Below are 20,733 nucleotides of genomic sequence, written 5' to 3' on the forward strand. Positions count from 1 at the left end.
GTCACCGGGCGGGTGAGCCCGGTGACCGCCACCGGTGCGTTCGGACGTCGGCGGCGGTGCGTCCGCGGGGCGGTGTCGCCGGGGCTCAGCCGGCCGCCGGTACCTGGGCCGTGAGCAGGGCCGGCAGACGGGTGGTACGGGGCTTCGCGGCGACCTCCGCCACCGCGTGCGGCAGCGCCTGATCCACGCCGTGGACCACGGAGAGGTGCTGCTCGGCGCGGCCGAAGGCCGTGTAGATCCAGGGCCTGGTGAGGGCCTGGGCGGCGTCACCGGGCAGCACCACGACGGCGGCGGCCCAGCGGGTGCCGACCGCCTGGTGCGCGGTGAGCGCCCAGCCGTGCCGCACGGTCTGCTCCACCCGCTCCTTCGGTACGACGACGGGGGCGCCCGCGCACTCCAGGTGCAGTCCCTCGGCGTCGGCCTTCACGACGTGGCCCGGCACCGTCCGGCCCGGTTCCGGCGTGTAGGCGATCCGGTCGCCCGGGTCGAAGCCGCCGAAGCGGCCCGGGCCGGGGTTGAGCCGCTCCTTCAGGGCGGCGTTGAGTGTGCGGGTGCCCGCCGCGCCGCCGTGGCCCGGAGTGATCACCTGGGTTCGCTCGGCCGGGATCCCGATCGCCCGCGGGACGGAGTCGGCGACCAGCTGCACGGTGCGGTGGACCGCCTCCCCGGCGTCGCGCACCGGGACGATCACGACCTCCTTGCCGGGGGCGGCGACCTGGTTCAGCTCGCCCACGCCGATGCCCGAGACCAGTTCGCCGACGGGACCGGGATCCGGCGTCCGCGAGGCGATCTGCGGGCACACCCGCGCGGCGAGCAGATCCGCGAAGACCCGCCCGGGCCCCGCCGACCACAGCACACCGGGGTCCCCGCTCAGCACGAGCCGGGCCCCGTCGGGCAGCGACTCGGCCAGCATCGCCGCGCTCTCCACATCCAGCTGCGGCGCGTCGAGCACGACCAGCAGGTCGGTCCTGAGCATGCCGTCGCTGTCTCGTCCCGGCCCTTCGGATCCGGCGAGCAGTCCGGCGACCGTGGCCACGGCTTCGTGGGCTTGGGGGGTCGCCTGGGGGGCCACGGCGGAACCGTCGGCCGGCTCCTCGCCCGGGTCTCCGTCGCCGGGCGTCGACGACAGGCCGGAGCCCGTGGCGCCGGACCGGCCTCCCTCCGCGGCGGTGAGCAGCGCGGCGAAGCGGCGGCGGCCGTCCGGACCGTGCGCGGCGACGCACACCCGCAGGCCGAGCGCCCGGGCCGCGGCGGCCAGGGCCGCCGGTTCCGCACGGGATGCCTCGCCGCCGGTGTGCAGGACGAGGCCGTGGCCGGCGACGGCGCGGATCAGCTCGGCGGCTGAGCCGGTCGCCGCCGACTCCCAGCCGGTGGTCGAACCGTCGTCCTTGGGCAGCGCGTTGGCGACCCGGGCGAGCCCGTCGGCCAGGCTCTCCTCGGCGAGTGCGTACCGCTCCAGGCCGATGAGGACGCGGACCGGGCGCTCCTGCGCGTCTTCCTCACCCTCGCTGTCGTCCTCGGACTGCCGGGGGGCGGCGGCCGGGGGCGCGCCGGGTTCGTCGAGCGCGTCCTGGAAGACCAGGGCATCGCCCTCGGCGAGGGCGCTCTGCACGGCGGCATCCGGGTCCGGCACCGACCGCTGGGCGAGTGCCGCGTGCAGCGCCTGAGCCTCCAGCGCGGTGTGCCCGGCCAGGGCCGCCTGCTCCAGGAGCCACACGGTGACCGCCCGGCCGCGTCGCTCGTCGTCCGGCCCGCACTCCGCGCCGAGCAGCGCCCGGGCGAACCCGTCGGCCTGTTCGGGCCGCACCCCTGCCACCCGCAGCAACTGCCAGGGGTCTTCGCGGAGTTGTGCGTCCGCTCCCTCGCCGAGGGCCGCGGTGGCCTGGGGCGCGAGCGTGTCGGGGGCGCCGCCCTCGACGAGCACGGCCCGTACGGCGTCGACGGCTTCCGGAACCACTGACGCGGCGGCGCCGGCGGGCACCGGCTGCGGCCGCCGCACCGGCTCCGGCGCGGCTCTGCGCGGCGCGGGCTCCGGCTCGCTGAAGACGCTCGCCGGGGGCTTCTCCCCGCTCTCCACCGCCCGGACGGCCGCGAGCAGATCGGCCGCCTTTCCGCTCAGCCGCGTCCCGGCCTGGACCGGCCCCGCCTTCTCGGCCTTCCGCCGCTCGATCCGCTCCCGCAACTCACGCTGCGCGGCCAACTCGGCTTCGGCCTCGGACAACTCACCGACGCCTTTGACCCCTTCGGCCGCCTCTCCCGTGTCCGAGCCCTCGGCAACGACTCCATCGTCCGCCGCGTCGCTGTCCCCGGTGCTGTCGGTGCTGTCGGTGCTGTCGGTGTCCGGTGCCGGGGCTTCCCCGCCGTCCGCATGCACCTCGCCCACGACGGAGACGTCCTCGGCCCGGCCGTCCTCGCTGTCCGGGTCTCCTCCAGCCGGACCGGAGGCGCGCGTGTCCTCGCCGCCGCCTGCCGTGTCTCCGTCCTCACCGGACCGAGGCTCGTGGTCGGCCTCGTCCCGGGAGGCCACGTCACCCGTCGCGGTGGAGCCCTCGGCCGGTCCCTCGGTCTCGTCCTCGGCCCGTCCCTCGTCCCCGTCGCCAGGGCCGGCCTTCTCGCGCTCGGCTCCGGGCCGGACCCCGGGCCCGGGCTCTCCGGATGCGGGGCCGGTACCCGGCGTCCCCGGCTCGGCTTCCTCCGCGGCAGCGGGCTCCGTGGTCACAGCGTGCTCCAGTCGTGATCGGGATAGCGGTGCACGGGCGCTGACACATCGTCGAGCGCTCGGCAGATCTCCTCAGGAAGACTAAGGGTCTCCACTGACAACGCGGCCGTGAGCTGCAGCGCGTTGCGCGCGCCGATGATGGGGGCGGCCACTCCGGGCCGGTCGCGGACCCAGGCGAGGGCGATCTGCAGCGGGGTCACCGCGAGCCCGTCCGCCGCCGTCGCCACCGCGTCCACGATGCGGCTCGCCGCGTCGTCCAGGTACGGCTCGACGAACGGCGCCAGGTGTTCCGACGCGCCACGGGAGTCCGAAGGCGTCGCATGCCGGTACTTGCCCGTCAGCACACCGCGGCCCAGGGGAGAGGACGGGAGCAGACCGATGCCCAGGTCCAGCGCCGCGGGCAGCACCTCGCGTTCGACACCGCGCTGCAGCAGCGAGTACTCCATCTGCGTACTCGACAGCCGGGTGCGTATCCCAGGCGCCGCGAGCTGCCAGGTGGCCGCCTTGGCGAGCTGCCAGCCGCAGAAGTTGGAGACCCCCGCATACCGCGCGCGGCCGCTGCTGACAGCGATGTCGAGGGCCTGGAGGGTCTCCTCCAGCGGCGCGTCGGGATCGAAGGCGTGGATCTGCCACAGGTCCACGTAGTCCGTGCCGAGCCGTGCCAGCGAGGCGTCGAGCGCGGACAGCAGATGCCCGCGCGAACCGTCGAAGCGCCGGTACGGATCCGGCACGCTCCCCGCCTTGGTCGAGATCACCAGATCCCGGCGCGGCACCAGCCCCTCCATGAGCTGCCCGAGCAGATACTCGGCCTCCCCGTCCCCGTACACATCGGCCGTGTCGACGAGCGTGCCGCCCGCCTCCCAGAACGCCTTCAACAGGTCCGCGGCGTCGTGCTCGTCGGTGTCCCGCCCCCATGTGAGGGTGCCGAGTCCGATGCGGGACACACGCAGGCCGGTACGGCCGAGATGCCTCTGCTCCATGTGGGCTGAGATTACTGGCCGGAAGTCGGTGCGTGGGGGCCCTGTGGACAACCGGGATCACGTGAGCCCCAACCCGTCCCTGCCGCGGCGCCCATCAGCGCGCTAGGGTGCCGGACAAGGGACGTTACTGATCGGTAAGGGGAATGGGCCATGCAGCTCGGGATCAACCTCGGTTACTGGGGTGCCGGAATGGACGCGGACAATCTGGCCGTGGCCAAGGAGGCGGACCGGCTGGGCTACGCGGTCTGCTGGGCCGCCGAGGCGTACGGCTCGGACGCGGCCACCGTGCTCAGCTGGGTCGCCGCCAAGACCGAGCGGATCGATGTCGGCTCGGCGATCTTCCAGATCCCGGCCCGGCAGCCCGCGATGACCGCGATGACCGCCGCGACGCTCGACTCGCTCTCCGGCGGCCGTTTCCGCCTCGGTCTCGGTGTCTCCGGGCCGCAGGTCTCGGAGGGCTGGTACGGCGTCAAGTTCGACAAGCCGCTGGCCCGCACCCGCGAGTACGTCGAGATCGTCCGCAAGGCGATGACCCGCGAGCGCCTGTCGTACGAGGGCGAGCACTGGACGCTGCCCCTGCCCGGCGGCCCGGGCAAGCCGCTCAAGCTGACCGTGCACCCGGAACGCGAGCACATCCCGCTCTACGTCGCCGCGATCGGCCCGAAGAACCTGGAGCAGACCGGCGAGATCGCCGACGGCGCCCTGCTGATCTTCCCCTCGGCCGACCACCTGGAGGACACCGCGATCAAGTACCTGCGGGCGGGCCGCGAGAAGGCCGGCAAGACGATGGACGGCTTCGACGTCTGCCCGACGGTGCCGTTGGCGCTCGGTGAGGACAAGGACGTGGCGACCCTGGCCGACACGTTCCGCCCGTACACCGCGCTCTACGTGGGCGGCATGGGCAGCCGCAAGCAGAACTTCTACAACCAGCTGGCCCAGCGCATGGGATACGAGAAAGAGGCCGCCGAGATCCAGGACAAGTACCTGGCAGGCGACAAGACGGGTGCGGCAGCCGCCATTCCACAGCAGCTCATCGACCAGACCACGCTGCTCGGCTCCGTCGACCGCATCGCGGACCGGATGACGGCCTACGCGTCCGCCGGGGTCACCACGCTCACGCTGGCCCCCGCGGGCTTCACGCTGGACGAGCGGATCGCCTCGCTCCGGGCCGGTTCCGACGCCCTGGAGCGGGCCGGACTCGCGTAGCACCGCCGACGGGGCCGGTTCGGTGGACCGAGGAGTTCTGCGGCCGTGGTGGGGGCTCGGGGGGTCTCCCCGCCACGGCCGTCACGGGGAACAACGCGCCACGACCCCGCTTGGTTACGCGCCCGTCATTGCCTTCGCATCCGCCGTTCGGCGGATTTGTCCGACACAGATGTTGCCGCACCCCTGATACCGCATTTGACTCGTTCTTTGCGGAGTCACGCAGGAGGGTGGCAGTCATGCTTTCGGCCAAGAGTCTTTTCCAGGAGATCGTCGACAACGACGAGTCGTTCCGTCTCTTCTGTTCCATCGCTGCGAGCGGGGAGTCGCAAGGGGGCTGGGAGAACGCGCGGATCGCGGCTCTCGTCCCGGCGAGCGAACGCGCGCTCGCACCCAAGATCACCCGGCACGGCGCGGACGAGGACAAGCACGGGCGGATCTTCAACGCGCTGCTCAGGAAGCGCGGCCTTGAACCCGTCGAGGTCCCGCCCGAGACCGACTACACGTTGCTCCTGGAGCGGCACGGCATCGGTCTCGCGCACGACAAGCTCAAGGGCGACGAGCCGCTCACCGTGCAGGACATCGTCACGTACCTCTCGCACAGCAGGGTCACGGAGCAGCGTGCCGCGGACCAGATGGTCATGCTGCGCAAGGACTTCGGGGACCACCCGGAGATCGGCAAGGCCGTGCGGATGATCTCCAACGACGAGGACAACCACCTCGCCTACTGCCACGAGGAACTGCTGCGCTTCGCGTACGCGGGACACGGCCGGGCCATCCAGCGGACGCTGCGCGAGTGCGCACTCGCCGAGATCGGGATCTACCGGGACGTCAGCCTCGCGGTGATGGACCACATGGGGCGCATCCTCCACTGGCCAAAGGCCAAGTCGGCGGTGCTCGCCGCGGGCATCCGCGCCATGTACGCCTACGAGCGTTCCTTCGGCTGGCGGCGGATGGTCTCGCTGACGATGCCGGAGCGGCGCGACGCGCTGGGCGGACCGTCAGCGGCTGCACCCGAGTTCGCGTGACCGTGGCCCACGCGCGCGTGCTGCTTCGTACGAGGCACGCGCGCGTGGAGCCCGGAGAAGGGGAGGAGGGAACGGGCTACAGCCAGCCGCGCCGCTTGAAGAGGCGGAACAGGAACACCTCGAGCGCGGCCATCAGCAGGATGACCGCCGGGTAGGCCCAGACCCAGTGCAGCTCCGGCATGTGGTCGAAGTTCATGCCGTAGATTCCGGCGATCATCGTGGGCACCGCGGCCATGGCCGCCCATGCGGAGATCTTCCGCATGTCGTCGTTCTGCCGCACGCTCATCTGCGCGAGATGCGCCGACAGGATGTCCGACACCAGCCGGTCCAGGCCCTCCACGGACTCGTTCACCCGGCTCAGGTGGTCGTTCACGTCACGGAAGAAGGGCTGCGCCCTGTCGTGGACGAACGGCACGTCCGTGCTGAACCGGCCGCTGCCCGCGAGCCGTGTCAGCGGCGGGGCGAGCGGGCCCGTGGCCCGGCGGAACTCCAGGACCTGCCGCTTGAAGGTGTAGATCCGGGACGCCGTGTGCCGGGAACCGCCGTCGCTCGGCGAGAACACCTCCGCCTCCAGCTCCTCCAGGTCGGTCTGCAGCTCGGTCGCCACGTCCAGGTAGTGGTCGACGGTGGTGTCGGCGATCGAGTGGAGCACCGCCGTCGGGCCGAGCCGCAGCATCTGCGGGTCCTCCTCCAGGCGCCGCCGAACGGCCTTGAGGGGCGAGCCCTCGCCGTGCCGCACGGTCACCACGAAGGAGTCCCCGAGAAAGATCATGAGCTCCCCGGAGGAGACGACGTCGCTGTCCGGCTCGTACGTCACCGGCTTGAGGACCATGAACAGCGAGTCGTCGTACACCTCCAGCTTGGGCCGCTGGTGCGCCTTCAGGGCGTCCTCGACCGCCAGCGGATGCAGCCCGAACTCCTCGGTGACGAGGTCGAACTCCTGCTCGGTCGGTTCGTGCAGCCCGATCCACAGGAACGCGTCCCCCGAGGCGCGCGCTTCGTCCAGGGCGTCGGAGAGGTCGGTCGGCCCCTCCGTCCGGTGCCCGTCACGGTAGATGGCACAGTCGACGATCACGGAGCGTATTCTCCCGCCGCTCGATCCGTAGCGCACTCCTGGCTCAGCTCAGGGCCCTTCTGATGGATCTCCGCGGCGTCGCGACGCCCGGCACGCCCGATCGCCGCACGGCGCGAAGGGACAGGTGGCTCCGCCACATGACCCTCCACGCCGCACACCGCTCGCACGCACCGAACGTCGCTCCTTCTCCCACGGAGATCCATCAGAAGGGCCCTAGGCTGGGCCGCATGCCCACCTTGATCCTCGTCCGGCACGGACGTTCCACCGCCAATACCGCGGGACTGCTCGCCGGGTGGACGCCCGGTGTCGCCCTCGACGAGCGCGGCGCCGCGCAGGCCGCAGCGCTGCCCGGGCGCCTCGCGGAGCTGCCGATCTCCGAAGTCGTCACCAGCCCCCTCCAGCGCTGTCAGGAAACGATTCAGCCGCTCCTCGACGCCCGGCCCGAGCTGCGGGCGCACACCGAGGAGCGCATCGGGGAGTGCCACTACGGCGACTGGTCCGGCCGCAAGCTCGCCGAGCTGATGGACGAGCCGCTGATGGAGGTCGTACAGACGCATCCGTCCGCCGCCGCGTTCCCGGGTGGCGAGTCGATGCGGTCCATGCAGACGCGGGCGGCCGAGGCGGTACGCGAGTGGAACGCGCGCGTGGAGCGCGATCACGGCGGCGACGCCGTGTACCTCATGTGCTCGCACGGCGACATCATCAAGTCCCTTGTCGCGGACGCACTCGGACTTCATCTGGACCTCTTCCAGCGGATTTCCGTAGAACCGTGTTCCATCACCGCGATCCGTTACACCCGGCTGCGGCCGTTCCTCGTCCGCCTCGGGGACACCGGCGATTTCACGTCTCTCGCGCCGCGCGAGGAACCTCCGGGCGGCGACGCCGCGGTCGGGGGCGGTGCGGGCGCACCGTGATCGTCGGCCGCAGTAGGGTGAAGCGGTCGAAGAAGCGCAGTAGTTGTCAGCAGCAGACGCACGTCATGGCGGATGCAATCGATCCAATGGAGACAGGACGTGTCCCGTCAGGTGTACCTCTACGACCCACCGGACCGTTTCGTGGCCGGTACGGTCGGGCTGCCCGGGCGCCGGACCTTCTTCCTGCAGGCCACCGCCGGACCCCGGGTGACCAGCGTGGCCCTGGAGAAGACCCAGGTGGCGGCGCTCGCCGAGCGGATGGAAGAGCTGCTCGACGAGGTCGTCCGGCGTACCGGGGGCAGCGCCCCCGTCCCGGCGGTGGCCCCGACCGAGGTCTCCGACACCGCCCCGCTCGACACTCCCGTCGAGGAGGAGTTCCGGGTCGGCACCATGGCGCTCGCCTGGGACGGTGACGAGCAGCGCATGATCGTCGAGGCGCAGGCGCTCGTCGAGCTGGACGCCGACTCCGAGGAAGACCTCGCGGAAGCCGAGGAAAGGCTCCTGCAGGACGAGGAGAACGGTCCGCCGATGCTGCGGGTCCGCCTCACCGGCGCGCAGGCCCGCGCCTTCACCAAGCGCGCCCTCGACGTCGTCAACGCCGGCCGACCGCCCTGCCCGCTGTGCAGTCTCCCGCTAGACCCGGAAGGACACGTATGTCCGCGCCAGAACGGATACCGCCGCGAAGCGTGACCACGGCCGAGCTGCTCGCCGAGGGCGAGCTGACGGTGCGCGGCCGCATTCGTGAGGCCTCCAACGCGGTGCTGCTGTGCGACGTGTCGTACCAGGGTCGGCAGGCGTCCTGTGTCTACAAGCCGGTCATCGGCGAGCGCCCGCTGTGGGACTTCCCCGACGGCACGCTGGCCCAGCGGGAGGTCGCGGCGTACGAGGTGTCCGAGGCCACCGGCTGGGGGCTCGTCCCGACGACGGTCCTGCGCGACGGGCCGCACGGCGAGGGCATGTGCCAGCTGTGGATCGAGCCGATGACCGAGGGCACGGAGCTGCTCGCGCTGGTCGACGGCGAGGAGCCGGGCGACGGCTGGAAGGCCGTCGCGTTCGCCGAGGTCGGTGAGGGGCGTACGGCGCTGTTGGTGCACGCCGACGACGAGCGGCTGCGCAGGCTCGCGGTGCTCGACGCGGTGATCAACAACGCGGACCGCAAGGGCGGCCATCTGCTGCCCGCGCCCGAGGGCCGGCTGTACGGCGTCGACCACGGGGTCTCCTTCAACGCCGAGAACAAGTTGCGGACGCTGCTGTGGGGCTGGGCGGGGGAGAAGCTCACCGCTGAGGCCATCGGGGTCCTGGAGGGCCTCAGAGACGCCCTGGACGGGACGCTGGGCCTGCGGCTGGCGGAGCTCATCACCGAGGCCGAACTGGACGCCACGCGCGCGCGTGTGGCCGTCCTGCTCACCTCCGGACGGCACCCGGAGCCCTCGGGGGACTGGCCCGCCATCCCCTGGCCGCCCGTATGACCGGCGAGATACTCTCCCGAAGTCGGCCACGCACATTCTGGTCCTGTACGCAAGAGCGCCTTCCCGGTCATCGGGCCTGGTCCGGTTCGTATACGGAAGGTCCGTCCGGTTAGGCTCAAGACATGTATGCCTGGCCCGCTTCTGAGGTCCCCGCCCTGCCCGGTGAGGGCCGCGACCTCCGGATCCACTCCACCGCGACCAGGGGTCTTGTCTCCCTCGACCCCGGTCCCGTCGCCCGTATCTACGTCTGCGGTATCACTCCGTACGACGCGACCCACATCGGTCACGCGGCGACCTACAACGCGTTCGACCTCGTGCAGCGCGTGTGGCTCGACACCAAGCGGCAGGTTCATTACGTCCAGAACGTGACGGACGTCGACGACCCGCTCCTGGAGCGGGCCGCCCGGGACAACATCGACTGGGTCGCCCTCGCCGAGAAGGAGACCGCCCTCTTCCGCGAGGACATGACCGCCCTGCGGATGCTGCCCCCGCAGCAGTACATCGGCGCCGTCGAGGCGATACCCGGGATCGTCCCGCTGGTCGAGCGGCTGCGGGACGCCGGGGCCGCGTACGAACTCGAGGGCGACGTCTACTTCTCCGTGGAGGCGGACCCGCACTTCGGTCAGGTGTCCCATCTGGACGCCGCCGCGATGCGGCTGCTGTCCGCCGAGCGCGGCGGCGACCCGGAGCGGCCGGGCAAGAAGAACCCGCTCGACCCGATGCTGTGGATGGCCGCCCGCGAGGGCGAGCCGAGCTGGGACGGTGCCTCGCTCGGGCGCGGCCGGCCCGGCTGGCACATCGAGTGCGTCGCGATCGCGCTCGACCACCTGGGTATGGGTTTCGACGTGCAGGGCGGCGGCTCGGACCTCGCCTTCCCGCACCATGAGATGGGTGCCTCCCACGCGCAGGCGCTGACCGGCGAGTTCCCCATGGCCAAGGCGTACGTGCACGCCGGCATGGTCGCCCTCGACGGCGAGAAGATGTCCAAGTCCAAGGGCAACCTGGTCTTCGTGTCGAAGCTGCGGCACGACGGAGTCGACCCGGCGGCCATCCGGCTCGCTCTGCTCTCGCACCACTACCGGGCCGACTGGGAGTGGACCGACCAGGTGCTCCAGGACGCGCTCGCCCGGCTGGAGCGCTGGCGGGCCGCCGTGTCGCGGCCCGACGGCCCGTCCGCCGACGCGCTCGTCGACGAGGTCCGAGAGGCACTCGCGAACGACCTGGACGCCCCGGCCGCGCTCGTCGCGGTCGACCGCTGGGCCGCGCGGCAGCACACCGAGGGCGGTACGGACGAGGGCGCGCCCGGCGTCGTGTCGCGTGCCGTGGACGCCCTGTTGGGCGTGGCCCTGTGAGCCGTGTGGGCTAGCGGGACCGCACAGAACGGAACACCCGGAACACACAGCACGGGGCGCTTCCTCCGGGTGGAGGAAGCGCCCCTCGCGTTCACCTGCGGCCGTTCACTCGCGGCCGTTCACTTGCGGGTCAGAGCTTCTGGACCCGGACGCTCCGCAGTACGTTCGGGGACTGGGTGTCCCAGACGCCCACCACCTGGTGGCCGAACGCGAAGGCCTCCTGGATCTCGTCGTGGGCCTGCGGGGTCGGGTTGTTGAGGACCCGGAACTGGTTGTTGATGCGCAGGAAGATCTGACGCGGCTGCCCCTGGATCGGGTGGACGATGTCGATGAAGCCGTTCGCCACACCGGAGGCGAGCGCCTGCGCCGAGACCTGCTGGATCACCTGCTGGAGCGCGGCCGTCGAGGTCTGCGCCAGCTGCTGCTGAGCCTGCTGCTCGGCCTGCTGCGCCTGCTGGTCCTGCTGCTGTTGCTGGCCGTACTGCTGTTGCTGCTGGCCGCCGAGCTGCTGGAGCAGCTGCTGATAGGGCTGTTGCTGGCCGAGCTGCTGAAGCTGTTCGAGCGAACCGGACATGCCCTGCTGACCGAACGGCTGCTGTTGCTGGCCGAAGGGCTGCTGCATCTGCTGTCCGAACGGCTGCTGCTGCTGGCCCTGGCCCTGCTGTCCGAACGGCTGCTGCATCTGCTGCCCGAAGGGCTGCTGCTGGTACGGCGAAGTGCCCGGGAACTGCTGGCCTTGCTGGCCCTGCTGTCCTTGCTGTCCCAGTTGGCTCATCTGCGGGGTGGTGCTCATGCGGGTGCCACCTTCCCTCAATGGTTGAGCAGTGATGGGTCGCGTCAGCCTGTGACGACCAGGCCGACGATCTCGTCGTCCGAGAACCAGACGCGAACGTCGGGCCGTCCGCCCGCGAAGGCGGCGTGCACGGCCTGGCGGATCTCGGGCGACGGGTGGTTCAGACTCCGCCAGTCGCCGGCCACGAACAGCCGGAGCCTCGGCGGAAGTTCACGCGGATACGGCAGCAGCTCGTCCCAGTACCGTTCGGCCTGGCCCGAGCCGACCGCCTCCGGCAGCAGATGGGCGATCGCCGCTTTGATGTCGGGCCGGTTGCCGATCCGCTGCGACGCGGGCCTGCCCGGCGCGTCCTGCTGCGGGGAACCGGTGGCCCGCAGCACCTTGCGCGCCCGCTCCGGGTACATCGGCTCCTGGGCGGCCGCCTTGAGCATGCCCTGCAGCGCGGCCAGGGCGCCGACCACCACCGGGGAGGCGGAGGAGGTCCCGGAGAACGTGTCCGTGAACCAGGCGATCTCCTCGGCGCCGCCCTGCAGATCACCGGGCTTGTCCCAGAAGCCGCCGGTCGTGGTGACCTCCCGGCCCCAGCCCTGCGCGTCCAGGCGCGCCCCGTAGTTGGAGAACGCGAGACGGGAGCGGTCCGGGCCGTGGTCGCGGCCGTGGGTGCCGGGCGGCGGAGCGCCCGCGCCGACCAGGATCGCGCCGGAGGGCCGGTTGGACGGGTTGAAGGGGTTGCGCCACCACTCCGGGAACTCGTCCGGACGGCGCTCGTACACCGCGTCGTCGAGCGACTCGGCGCCGTTGCCCGCCGCCTCCACCACGAGGACGCCCTTGGCGGTCGCGTACCGGATGGCCGCGAAGTCGTCCGGCCACCACTCGATCGCGATGTACCCCTTCTGGTCGTCGCGCTGCTCGTAGTCGAACCGCGGTCCTGGACGGTGCAGTTCGATCAGGATGATGTCGCCAGCGTTCAGCCGGTCGGCCGCCGCGTGGATCGCGGCCGCCGTGCCGATGCCCTGGAACGACGCGGCCGCGGTCACGGTGTCCGGCACGATGCCGGTGATCCCGTACTCGTTGCGGTCGCCGCCGATCACGCCGATGACGGCGGTGCCGTGGTTGCGCCAGGCCAGGTCCTGGATCGGGGTGCCGACCACGACACCCGCGAGTTTCGCGGCCAGGTCCTCGTGCCCCAGCTGCCAGGCCCCCTCCACGTCGATCACGGTGACGCCGTGGCCGGACCCGCCGGGCCGCTGCCAGGCCCAGTGGGCGTCGACCCCCTCCGGCGCGGGCCGCAAGTAGCCCTGGCGGCTGGTGAAGTCGGGTGTGACGGGGGCACCTTCCTTGCGCTTCTTGTCGTCCTCGGTGCGCCGGCCGACGGACCCCACCGAGGCCGGCACGGCCCCCGGCTTCACATACGCGGTGTCGATCTCCGGCAGCGCGGCGATCCGCGAACGCAGCTCCTGGGCCCGGGTGTCGGTCCCGCGGACCCGGTAGAAGAGTTCGAGGTCCGGGAGCGTCTCGGCGCCCGGGGCCTGGGACTGCACCGCGGACTGCAGCCGCTCCTCACTGCCGAAGAGGGGTTCCAGGGCGAGCTGTTCGTCGCTGAGGAACATGTTGAGTGCCGACACGTCGGCGCCGGCCGCCGAACGGACCCCCTCGGTCCCGGCGCGCAGCCGGGCCTCGGGCCGTGCGACGACGATCAGCTCCTGCTCGGCTCCTCGGTAGGTGAATCCCGCTCCGTCGGGCCCTGGCCCGGACGCTCCCGGGCCTTGCGCCGGCTGTACCTGGTCGGTCATCGCGTGCCGCTCCCTTCGGTCCGTGCAGATCTGGATCCGTGAAGGTCCGGAGTTGTCGAACTCCGCTGTCCGCCTGTCGCGTTGTGCCGATCTGTTTCTAACTGTTTCCGATCTGTTTCTGCTCTGTTTCGTCTTCCCCCGGTCGTCCCCTCGGGGCACACCCTGCTACTCCCGGGCCGACTCGTCCACCCCCGAGTTGGTCAACTGCGTTTGAAAACAAGTTGAATTGGGAACCCTGTGCAATCCGTCCGGAAAACGATGTCACGGCACAATCCGGCCAAAGGCTGTGGAGACGGTTGTCATGTGATGAGATGACAGGCGCCTGTTGACCGTTCGGCCGGCCTCGCGCCGGCCCATCGCGGAAGGACGCACAGTGGCACTCGCGGATCGTTCCTTCGCACGTCGAAGACTTCTCACCACGGCAGCCACCCTGGGTGGCGCGGCACTACTGGGTGGTACGGCGCACGCGGCCGAAGTGCCGAAGAAGAACTGGCCCGCCCAGTTCCCGTTGCCCAACGGCTTCCAGCCGGAGGGCATCGCCATCGGCTCGGCCCCGTTCGCGTACTTCGGATCGCTGGCCAACGGCGACATCTACCGGGCGAGCCTCGCCACCGGGCGCGGCTCCGTCATCAGCAAAGGCCCCGGCGCCGGACACCCCTGCGTGGGCCTGAAGATCGACCGGCACGGCCGGCTCTTCGTCAGCGGCGGGGGCGGCGGCGATCTGCGTACGGTCGACGCCCGTACGGGGAAGATCGAGAAGCAGTACGCCGTCGGCGGCACGTTCGTGAACGACGTGATCCTCACTCCGGGCGCCGCCTGGTTCACCGACTCGTTCGCGCCGCAGCTCTACCGGCTCGCACTCGACCGGCACGGGAAGCCCGGAGCCGTCAGGACCGTGCCGTTGACCGGCGAGTGGGAGCAGGGCCCGGACTTCACCGCCAACGGCATCGAGCGCACACCCGACGGCAGCGCGCTCCTGGTGGTGAACGGATTTGCCGACGGCGGCTCTCTGCTGCGCGTCGACCCGGGCACCGGCGTCGCCACCACCGTCGACCTCGGCGCGGCCCGACTCCCCAACGGTGACGGGATGTTGCTCCTCGGCAGGATCCTCTACGTAGTCCAGCAGCAGCAGAACGCGATCGACGTGTTCCGGCTGAACGCGGCCGGCACCAAGGGCACCGCGATCGCCCGGATCACCGACCCGCGCTTCCGCATCCCGACGACGGCCGCGGCGTGGGGCGACCGGCTGTATCTGCCGAACGCGCGCTTCGATGTCGAGCCGACGCCCGACACGGAGTACGACGCGGTGGCGGTACGCCAGGTGTGACCCGCGAGGGGCGGTGCGCCGCGTGCGCACCGCCCCTGGTGGCTCAGCCCTCCGACGTAGCCGGTCCTACGCCGTGGTTCAGTCCTCCGACGGGTCGTCCCGAGTCGGATCGGCGTCGGCTTCAGTGTCGGCGTCGGCGGGATCCGGCAGCGACGGCTTCGGCGGCCGGGTGCGGCCGCCCGGGTTGTCCCGGAGGTATGTGGCCGGGTCGCCGCTCTCCGTGGCGTGGCCGCCGGGCGGAGTCGGCGGACCGCCGCCGTCCCGTCTGCGCAGATAGCGCTCGAACTCGCGGGCGATCGCCTCGCCGGACGCCTCGGGCAGCTCGGCGGTGTCCCGGGCCTCCTCCAGCGACTGCACGTACTCGGCGACCTCGCTGTCCTCGGCCGCCAGCTGGTCCACGCCCAGCTGCCAGGCCCGCGCGTCCTCGGGCAGCTCGCCCAGCGGGATCCGCAGGTCGATGAGGTCCTCCAGGCGGTTCAGGAGGGCCAGCGTCGCCTTCGGATTCGGCGGCTGGGAGACGTAGTGCGGTACGGCCGCCCACAGTGACACCGCGGGTACGCCCGCGTGCGTGCACGCCTCCTGGAGGATGCCGACGATGCCCGTGGGGCCCTCGTACTTGGTCTCCTCCAGGTCCATCGTGCGGGCCAGGTCCGCGTCCGAGGTGACTCCGCTGACCGGGACCGGACGGGTGTGCGGGGTGTCGCCCAGCAGGGCACCCAGGATCACCACCAGCTCCACGCCCAGCTCATGGGCGAAGCCCAGCAGCTCGTTGCAGAACGAGCGCCACCGCATGGACGGCTCGATGCCCCGGACCAGCACCAGGTCCCGCGGCTTCTCCCCGCCGACGCGGACCACCGACAGGCGGGTCGTCGGCCAGGTGATCTTGCGTACGCCGCCGTCCAGCCACACGGTGGGGCGGTTGACCTGGAAGTCGTAGTAGTCCTCGGCGTCGAGCGCCGCGAACACCTCGCCCTTCCACTCCTTGTCCAGATGCGCGACCGCGGTGGAGGCGGCGTCGCCGGCGTCGTTCCAGCCCTCGAACGCGGCCACCATGACCGGGTCGACCAGCTCGGGAACCCCCTCGAGCTCGATCACCCAGTGCCTCCTTCCGATGTGCCCTCACGTACGCCCCAACCTTACGGCCCCCGCGGGGGGGCGCCCGCAGCCCCCTCGGGTGGGGGAGTGACCGGATGACTGCCCCGTTCGCCGCGCCGGAACACCCCGGAGCCGACACGGAACGGCAGTTCACAGTGTCGACCGCAGCCACTGCTCCACGCTCGCGATGTGCACCGTCGCCCACGAGCGGGCCGCCTCCGCGTCCCGGTCGCGCAGCGCGCTGAGGATCGCGCGGTGCTCGTGCAGGGTGCGGCTGACCGCGTCCTCCTGGGTCAGACCGCGCCAGATGCGGGCCCGGGTGGTGGGCCCGGAGAGGCCGTCGAGGAGGGAGCAGAGCACCGAGTTGCCGGAGCTCTGCACGATGCCGCGGTGGAACTCCAGGTCGCAGGCGACGAGTTCCTCCACTGAGGGAGCCGCGCCGAGGGCGTCCAACTGGGCGGTCAGCGCGTCGAGTTGCTGCTCGCTGATGCGCAGGGCGGCCATCGCCGTCGCGGCCGGCTCCAGGATGCGGCGCACCGCGAGGAACTCCAGGACGGTGTCGTCGCGGTGGAAGTCGACGACGAAACTCAGCGCCTCCAGGAGGAGCTGCGGGTCCAGGCTCGTGACGTACGTGCCGTCGCCCTGCCGGACGTCCAGGATGCGGATGAGCGACAGGGCCCGCACGGCCTCCCGCAGGGAGTTGCGGGACAGGCCCAGGTCGGCGGCCAGCTCGCTCTCCTTGGGAAGCCGGTCGCCGGGGCGCAGTGCGCCGGAGACGATCATTCCCTTGATCTTTTCGATCGCCTCATCGGTGACTGCCATGGGCGCCTCCCTGTGTGCTCAGACATCCGATGTCTCGGTCATTATGGGGGTTCAGCAGGCTGAACGTGGAGACAAACGCTCAGCTCAGGCAAGCGCCAGCAGACGCAGGGCTTCGAGGGACACCAGCGCGCCGCGCTCGACACCCGCCGCCACGACCTCCCGGTGCGGGTCGTACCCACCGGTCGACAACGGCACGTCCGGGTCGCGGAGTTCGTCCGCGTTCACCCCGTCGACCACGAGCACCCCGCCCGCGACGAGCCCGCGCAGCGAGGCCGTCACCAGCAGTGCGGCGAGTTCCATCTCGATGGCGGCGAGCCCGGCCCCGGCATAGGCGTCGAGGGGGATGAGCCCGGGCTGGAAGGCGGCCCGCGTCCACACGATCCCCCGGTGGTGCGGGGCGCCCGCCTCGCGGGCCGCGCGCTGGAGCGCGAACACCGCCTCGGGGGACGCCACCGCCGGGTACTCCGGCGGCAACAGCTGTTGGGTCACGCCGTCGTCCCGTACGGCCGCCTCCGCGATGACGAGATCGCCGTCGCCGATCCCGGGCCGCATCGCGCCCGCCGTGCCGAACCGCAGGAACGTGCGGACCCCCGCGTCCGCCAGCTCCTGGAACAGCAGGATCGCGCCGGGCGCCCCGACGCCGTGCGAGGCCACGGTGACCGGCAGGCCCTTCCAACTCCCGCTGAACACACGGTATTCGCGGTGGTACGACACCTCCTGGGCGCCGTCCAGCCGTGCGGCCACGAGTGCCGCACGCAGCGGGTCCCCGACGACCAGCGCGTACGGCGGGAGCCCCGTGCGGGGTATTCGGGTGAGGGGCAACAGGTCCTGTGTCACGCCGAAGATCGTACGCAAAAGGGCGGCCGCCCCATGGCGGCCGCCCCTCAACTCACCTCGGACGCCTACTTCTTGTCGAGCAGGTCCTGCACCTTGCCCCGCACCTCGTCCGTCGCGAGCCCGCGGATCGTCAGGGTCGTACGGCGGCGCAGGACGTCGTCCGCCGTCTCGGCCCACTCGTTGTCCCGGGCGTAGACGACCTGCGCCCAGATCTCCGGGGCGTCCGGGTGGACGCGCTCGGCCAACTCCGGGTTGTCGTTGGCCAGTCGAGCGATGTCGAAGGCCAGCGAACCGTAGTGCGTGGCCAGGTGCCGGGCGGTGTCGGCCCCCATACTCGGGCCGGACGCGGAACCGTCGACCAGCAGGCGGTGGGCGACGGCGCGCGGGTTGGCGACACCCGGCAGCGGCAGCTTCTTCGGCAGCGCGGAGACGGGCTCGAAGTCCTCGCCGAGCGGATGGCCCGGCAGCGCCTCCAGCTTCTTCATGACCGTACGGCCGATGTGCCGGAAAGTGGTCCACTTGCCGCCCGCGACGGACAGCATGCCGCCCCGGCCCTCGGTAACGACCGTCTCCCGCTTGGCTTTTGACGTGTCGCCAGGTCCGCCGGGCAGCACCCGCAGCCCCGCGAAGGAGTACGTGATCAGGTCACGCGACAGCTGCTGGTCGCGGATCGAGAACGCGGCCTCGTCCAGGATCTGCGCTATGTCCTTCTCGTTGACAGCGACGTCCGCCGGGTCACCCTCGTACGCCTCGTCGGTCGTGCCGAGCAGCAGCATGTCCTCCCAGGGGAGGGCGAAGGTGATCCGGTACTTGTCGATCGGGGTCGCCAGCGCGGCCTTCCAGGGGGAGGTGCGCTTGAGGACCAGGTGCGCGCCCTTCGACAGGCGGATCGACGGGGCCGCGTCGGGGTTCTCCAGCTTGCGCAGGTGGTCGACCCAGGGACCGGTGGCGTTGAGGACGAGGCGCGCGTTCACGCCGAACTCCTCGCCGTCCGTACGGTCCTTGAGGTCCGCGCCGGTCACCCGGCCGTTGGTGAAGCGCAGACCGGTGACCTCGGCGTGGTTCAGTACGGCGGCGCCCGACTCGACGGCCGCGCGGACCGTCATCAGCGCCATCCGGGAGTCGTTCATCTGGTCGTCGCCGTACACGGCCACGGCCTTCAGGTTCTCCGTACGCAGCTCGGGAACGTCCTGCGCGGCCTTCGAAGGCGAGAGCAGATGCCCGACGCCGTCACCGAAGGCCGACAGGGCCGAGTACGCGAAGACACCCGCGCCCAGCTTCGCCGCGCCGTGCGGCCCGCCCTTGTACACGGGGAGGTAGAACGTGAGCGGATTCGCCAGGTGGGGGGCCACCTGACGGGAGACCGCACGGCGCTCGAAGTGGTTCTCCGCCACCAGCTTCACCGCGCCGGTCTGCAGGTAGCGCAGACCGCCGTGGAGCAGCTTGGAGGAGGCGGAGGAGGTCGCGCCGGCGAAGTCGCCGGCGTCGACCAGGGCCACCCGCAGACCCGACTGTGCGGCATGCCAGGCCGTGGAGATGCCCAGAATCCCGCCACCGATCACCAGGAGGTCGTATGTCGCCTTGGACAGCTGCTCCCGGGTTTCGGCGCGGCTCACTGCCCTGAGGTTGAAGGCGGCGGAGCCGTTGGCCGGGTGCGTCCCAAGAGCCGGGACACTCTGCAGGGTGGTCATTGCGTCTTACTCCTCGTCTTCGATCCAGCCCATGGTCCGCTCGACGGCCTTGAGCCAGCTCTTGTACTCACGGTCGCGGATCTCCGCGTCCATGTTCGGGGTCCATTCGGCGGCCCGGCGCCAGTTGGCGCGCAGGTCCTCCGTGTTGGTCCAGAAGCCGACGGCGAGACCGGCGGCGTAGGCGGCGCCGAGGCAGGTGGTCTCGGCGACCATCGGGCGCACCACGGGGGCGTCCAGGACGTCGGCCAGGGTCTGCATCAGCAGGTTGTTGGAGGTCATGCCGCCGTCGACCTTGAGGGCCGCGAGCTCGACGCCGGAGTCCTTGGTCATGGCGTCGCTGATCTCACGGGTCTGCCAGGCGGTGGCCTCCAGGACGGCGCGTGCGATGTGCGCCTTGGTGACGTACCGGGTCAGACCGGTGATCACACCGCGGGCGTCCGGGCGCCAGTACGGGGCGAACAGGCCGGAGAACGCCGGGACGAAGTACGCGCCGCCGTTGTCCTCCACCGACAGGGCCAGGGTCTCGATCTCCGCGGCGGACTTGATCAGGCCCATCTGGTCGCGCATCCACTGGACGAGCGAGCCGGTGACGGCGATGGAACCCTCGAGCGCGTAGACCGGCTTCTGGTCGCCGATCTGGTAGCCGACGGTGGTCAGTAGCCCGCTGTACGAGTTGATGACCTTGTCACCGGTGTTCATCAGCATGAACGTGCCGGTGCCGTAGGTGGACTTGGCCTCGCCCTCGGAGAAACAGGTCTGGCCGAACAGGGCCGCCTGCTGGTCGCCGAGCGCGGAGGCGACGGGGATGCCGCCGAGCAGGTCGCCGAGCTTGCCGCCGGTGATCTCGCCGTACACCTCGGCGGAGGAGCGGATCTCCGGCAGCATCGCCAGCGGGACACCGATGGACTCGGCGATCTTCTCGTCCCACTGCATGGTGTGCAGGTTCATCAGCATCGTGCGGGAGGCGTTGGTGACGTCGGTGACGTGCCGGCCGCCGTTGACACCGCCCGTCAGGTTCCAGATGACCCAGGAGTCCATGGTGCCGAAGAGGATGTCGCCGGCCTCGGCGCGCTCGCGCAGGCCCTCGACGTTGTCAAGGAGCCAGCGGGCCTTGGGCCCGGCGAAGTAGGAGGCCAGCGGCAGGCCGGTCTCGCGGCGGAAACGATCCTGCCCGACGTTGCGGCCGAGCTCCTTGCACAGGGCGTCGGTGCGGGTGTCCTGCCAGACGAGGGCGTTGTGGACGGGCTCGCCGGTGTTCTTGTCCCAGAGCAGCGTGGTCTCGCGCTGGTTGGTGATGCCGATGGCCTTGATGTCGTCGCGGGTGATGCCGGCCTTCGCGATGGCGCTCGCGACGACCTCCTCGACGTTGGTCCAGATCTCGGTGGCGTTGTGCTCGACCCAGCCCGGCTTCGGGAAGATCTGCTCGTGCTCCTTCTGGTCGACGGAGACGATGCGGCCGTCCCGGTCGAAGACGATGCAGCGGCTGGACGTGGTGCCCTGGTCGATCGCGGCGATGAAGGGGCCGGCGGTGTGTGCGTCGGTCACGGTCTGCTCCTGAAAGTTCCGTATGAAAGGGGCTCTGGCTACGGCGCGGTGCTGTGAGGCGGATGGCCTCGAAGCGGGCCGCTCGCAAGC

At 71.2% G+C, this 20,733-nt stretch carries 17 protein-coding genes; 7 read left to right on the top strand and 10 right to left on the bottom strand.

The window, feature by feature from the left end:
* Positions 1-85 precede the first annotated feature (85 nt).
* The gene (locus tag AB0I18_RS18350; RefSeq protein WP_363106530.1) at positions 86-2,719 is read right to left on the bottom strand and encodes a helix-hairpin-helix domain-containing protein; all 2,634 of its coding nucleotides are present in this window, start codon (positions 2,717-2,719) and stop codon (positions 86-88) included.
* Positions 2,716-3,699 carry an aldo/keto reductase gene (locus AB0I18_RS18355; RefSeq protein WP_363106531.1) on the bottom strand — a complete coding sequence of 328 codons (984 nt, stop codon included), beginning with the start codon at positions 3,697-3,699 and terminating at the stop codon, positions 2,716-2,718. The genes AB0I18_RS18350 and AB0I18_RS18355 overlap by 4 nt, the downstream gene beginning before the upstream one ends.
* Before the next feature lie 150 nt (positions 3,700-3,849).
* Here AB0I18_RS18355 and AB0I18_RS18360 point away from each other — a divergent pair, with 150 nt between their 5' ends.
* A complete protein-coding gene (locus AB0I18_RS18360; RefSeq protein ID WP_363106532.1) occupies positions 3,850-4,905 on the top strand; it encodes an LLM class F420-dependent oxidoreductase in 1,056 nt (351 codons plus the stop codon).
* A 236-nt stretch (positions 4,906-5,141) separates the two neighbouring features.
* Positions 5,142-5,930 carry a ferritin-like domain-containing protein gene (locus AB0I18_RS18365; protein WP_363106533.1) on the top strand — a complete coding sequence of 263 codons (789 nt, stop codon included), beginning with the start codon at positions 5,142-5,144 and terminating at the stop codon, positions 5,928-5,930.
* 76 nt (positions 5,931-6,006) lie between these two features.
* Here AB0I18_RS18365 and corA read toward each other — a convergent pair whose 3' ends face one another.
* Positions 6,007-7,005, bottom strand: coding sequence for a magnesium/cobalt transporter CorA (corA, locus tag AB0I18_RS18370; protein ID WP_363106534.1), 999 nt, complete (start codon positions 7,003-7,005; stop codon positions 6,007-6,009).
* 227 nt (positions 7,006-7,232) lie between these two features.
* On the opposite strand from corA, the gene AB0I18_RS18375 reads away from it, so the two are divergent.
* From AB0I18_RS18375 to mshC, 4 genes are all read left to right on the top strand, one after another.
* A complete protein-coding gene (locus tag AB0I18_RS18375) occupies positions 7,233-7,919 on the top strand; it encodes a histidine phosphatase family protein (protein ID WP_363106535.1) in 687 nt (228 codons plus the stop codon).
* Positions 7,920-8,018: 99 nt separating this feature from the next.
* Entirely contained in the window at positions 8,019-8,609 is a 591-nt protein-coding gene (locus AB0I18_RS18380; protein ID WP_363106536.1) for a DUF3090 domain-containing protein, read from the top strand.
* Positions 8,573-9,388 (top strand): SCO1664 family protein, encoded by an 816-nt coding sequence (locus tag AB0I18_RS18385; protein WP_363106537.1) that lies wholly within the window; start codon positions 8,573-8,575, stop codon positions 9,386-9,388. The genes AB0I18_RS18380 and AB0I18_RS18385 overlap by 37 nt, the downstream gene beginning before the upstream one ends.
* 122 nt (positions 9,389-9,510) lie before the next feature.
* Positions 9,511-10,740 (top strand): cysteine--1-D-myo-inosityl 2-amino-2-deoxy-alpha-D-glucopyranoside ligase, encoded by a 1,230-nt coding sequence (gene mshC / locus AB0I18_RS18390; RefSeq protein WP_363106538.1) that lies wholly within the window; start codon positions 9,511-9,513, stop codon positions 10,738-10,740.
* Positions 10,741-10,870: 130 nt separating this feature from the next.
* On the opposite strand, the gene AB0I18_RS18395 is transcribed toward mshC, so the two are convergent.
* Both AB0I18_RS18395 and AB0I18_RS18400 read right to left on the bottom strand, forming a co-directional pair.
* Positions 10,871-11,533 (bottom strand): hypothetical protein, encoded by a 663-nt coding sequence (locus tag AB0I18_RS18395; RefSeq protein WP_363106539.1) that lies wholly within the window; start codon positions 11,531-11,533, stop codon positions 10,871-10,873.
* A 44-nt stretch (positions 11,534-11,577) separates the two neighbouring features.
* Positions 11,578-13,326, bottom strand: coding sequence for a S8 family peptidase (locus AB0I18_RS18400; RefSeq protein ID WP_363106540.1), 1,749 nt, complete (start codon positions 13,324-13,326; stop codon positions 11,578-11,580).
* A 373-nt stretch (positions 13,327-13,699) separates the two neighbouring features.
* Here AB0I18_RS18400 and AB0I18_RS18405 point away from each other — a divergent pair, with 373 nt between their 5' ends.
* Entirely contained in the window at positions 13,700-14,653 is a 954-nt protein-coding gene (locus AB0I18_RS18405; protein WP_363106541.1) for a superoxide dismutase, read from the top strand.
* A 78-nt stretch (positions 14,654-14,731) separates the two neighbouring features.
* On the opposite strand, the gene AB0I18_RS18410 is transcribed toward AB0I18_RS18405, so the two are convergent.
* The 5 genes from AB0I18_RS18410 to glpK all read right to left on the bottom strand — a co-directional run bounded on the left by AB0I18_RS18410 (position 14,732) and on the right by glpK (position 20,643).
* A complete protein-coding gene (locus AB0I18_RS18410) occupies positions 14,732-15,748 on the bottom strand; it encodes a PAC2 family protein (RefSeq protein ID WP_363106542.1) in 1,017 nt (338 codons plus the stop codon).
* A gap of 150 nt (positions 15,749-15,898) precedes the next feature.
* Positions 15,899-16,570 (bottom strand): FadR/GntR family transcriptional regulator, encoded by a 672-nt coding sequence (locus tag AB0I18_RS18415; RefSeq protein WP_363106543.1) that lies wholly within the window; start codon positions 16,568-16,570, stop codon positions 15,899-15,901.
* A gap of 84 nt (positions 16,571-16,654) precedes the next feature.
* A complete protein-coding gene (locus AB0I18_RS18420) occupies positions 16,655-17,407 on the bottom strand; it encodes a nucleoside phosphorylase (RefSeq protein ID WP_363106544.1) in 753 nt (250 codons plus the stop codon).
* A 65-nt stretch (positions 17,408-17,472) separates the two neighbouring features.
* On the bottom strand, positions 17,473-19,098 hold the full coding sequence (locus AB0I18_RS18425) for a glycerol-3-phosphate dehydrogenase/oxidase (RefSeq protein ID WP_363106545.1): 1,626 nt from the start codon (positions 19,096-19,098) through the stop codon (positions 17,473-17,475).
* A 6-nt stretch (positions 19,099-19,104) separates the two neighbouring features.
* Entirely contained in the window at positions 19,105-20,643 is a 1,539-nt protein-coding gene (glpK, locus tag AB0I18_RS18430; protein ID WP_363106546.1) for a glycerol kinase GlpK, read from the bottom strand.
* Between the last annotated feature and the right edge of the window lie 90 nt (positions 20,644-20,733).

This window comes from Streptomyces sp. NPDC050704, assembly GCF_040654355.1.
Classification (GTDB): domain Bacteria; phylum Actinomycetota; class Actinomycetes; order Streptomycetales; family Streptomycetaceae; genus Streptomyces.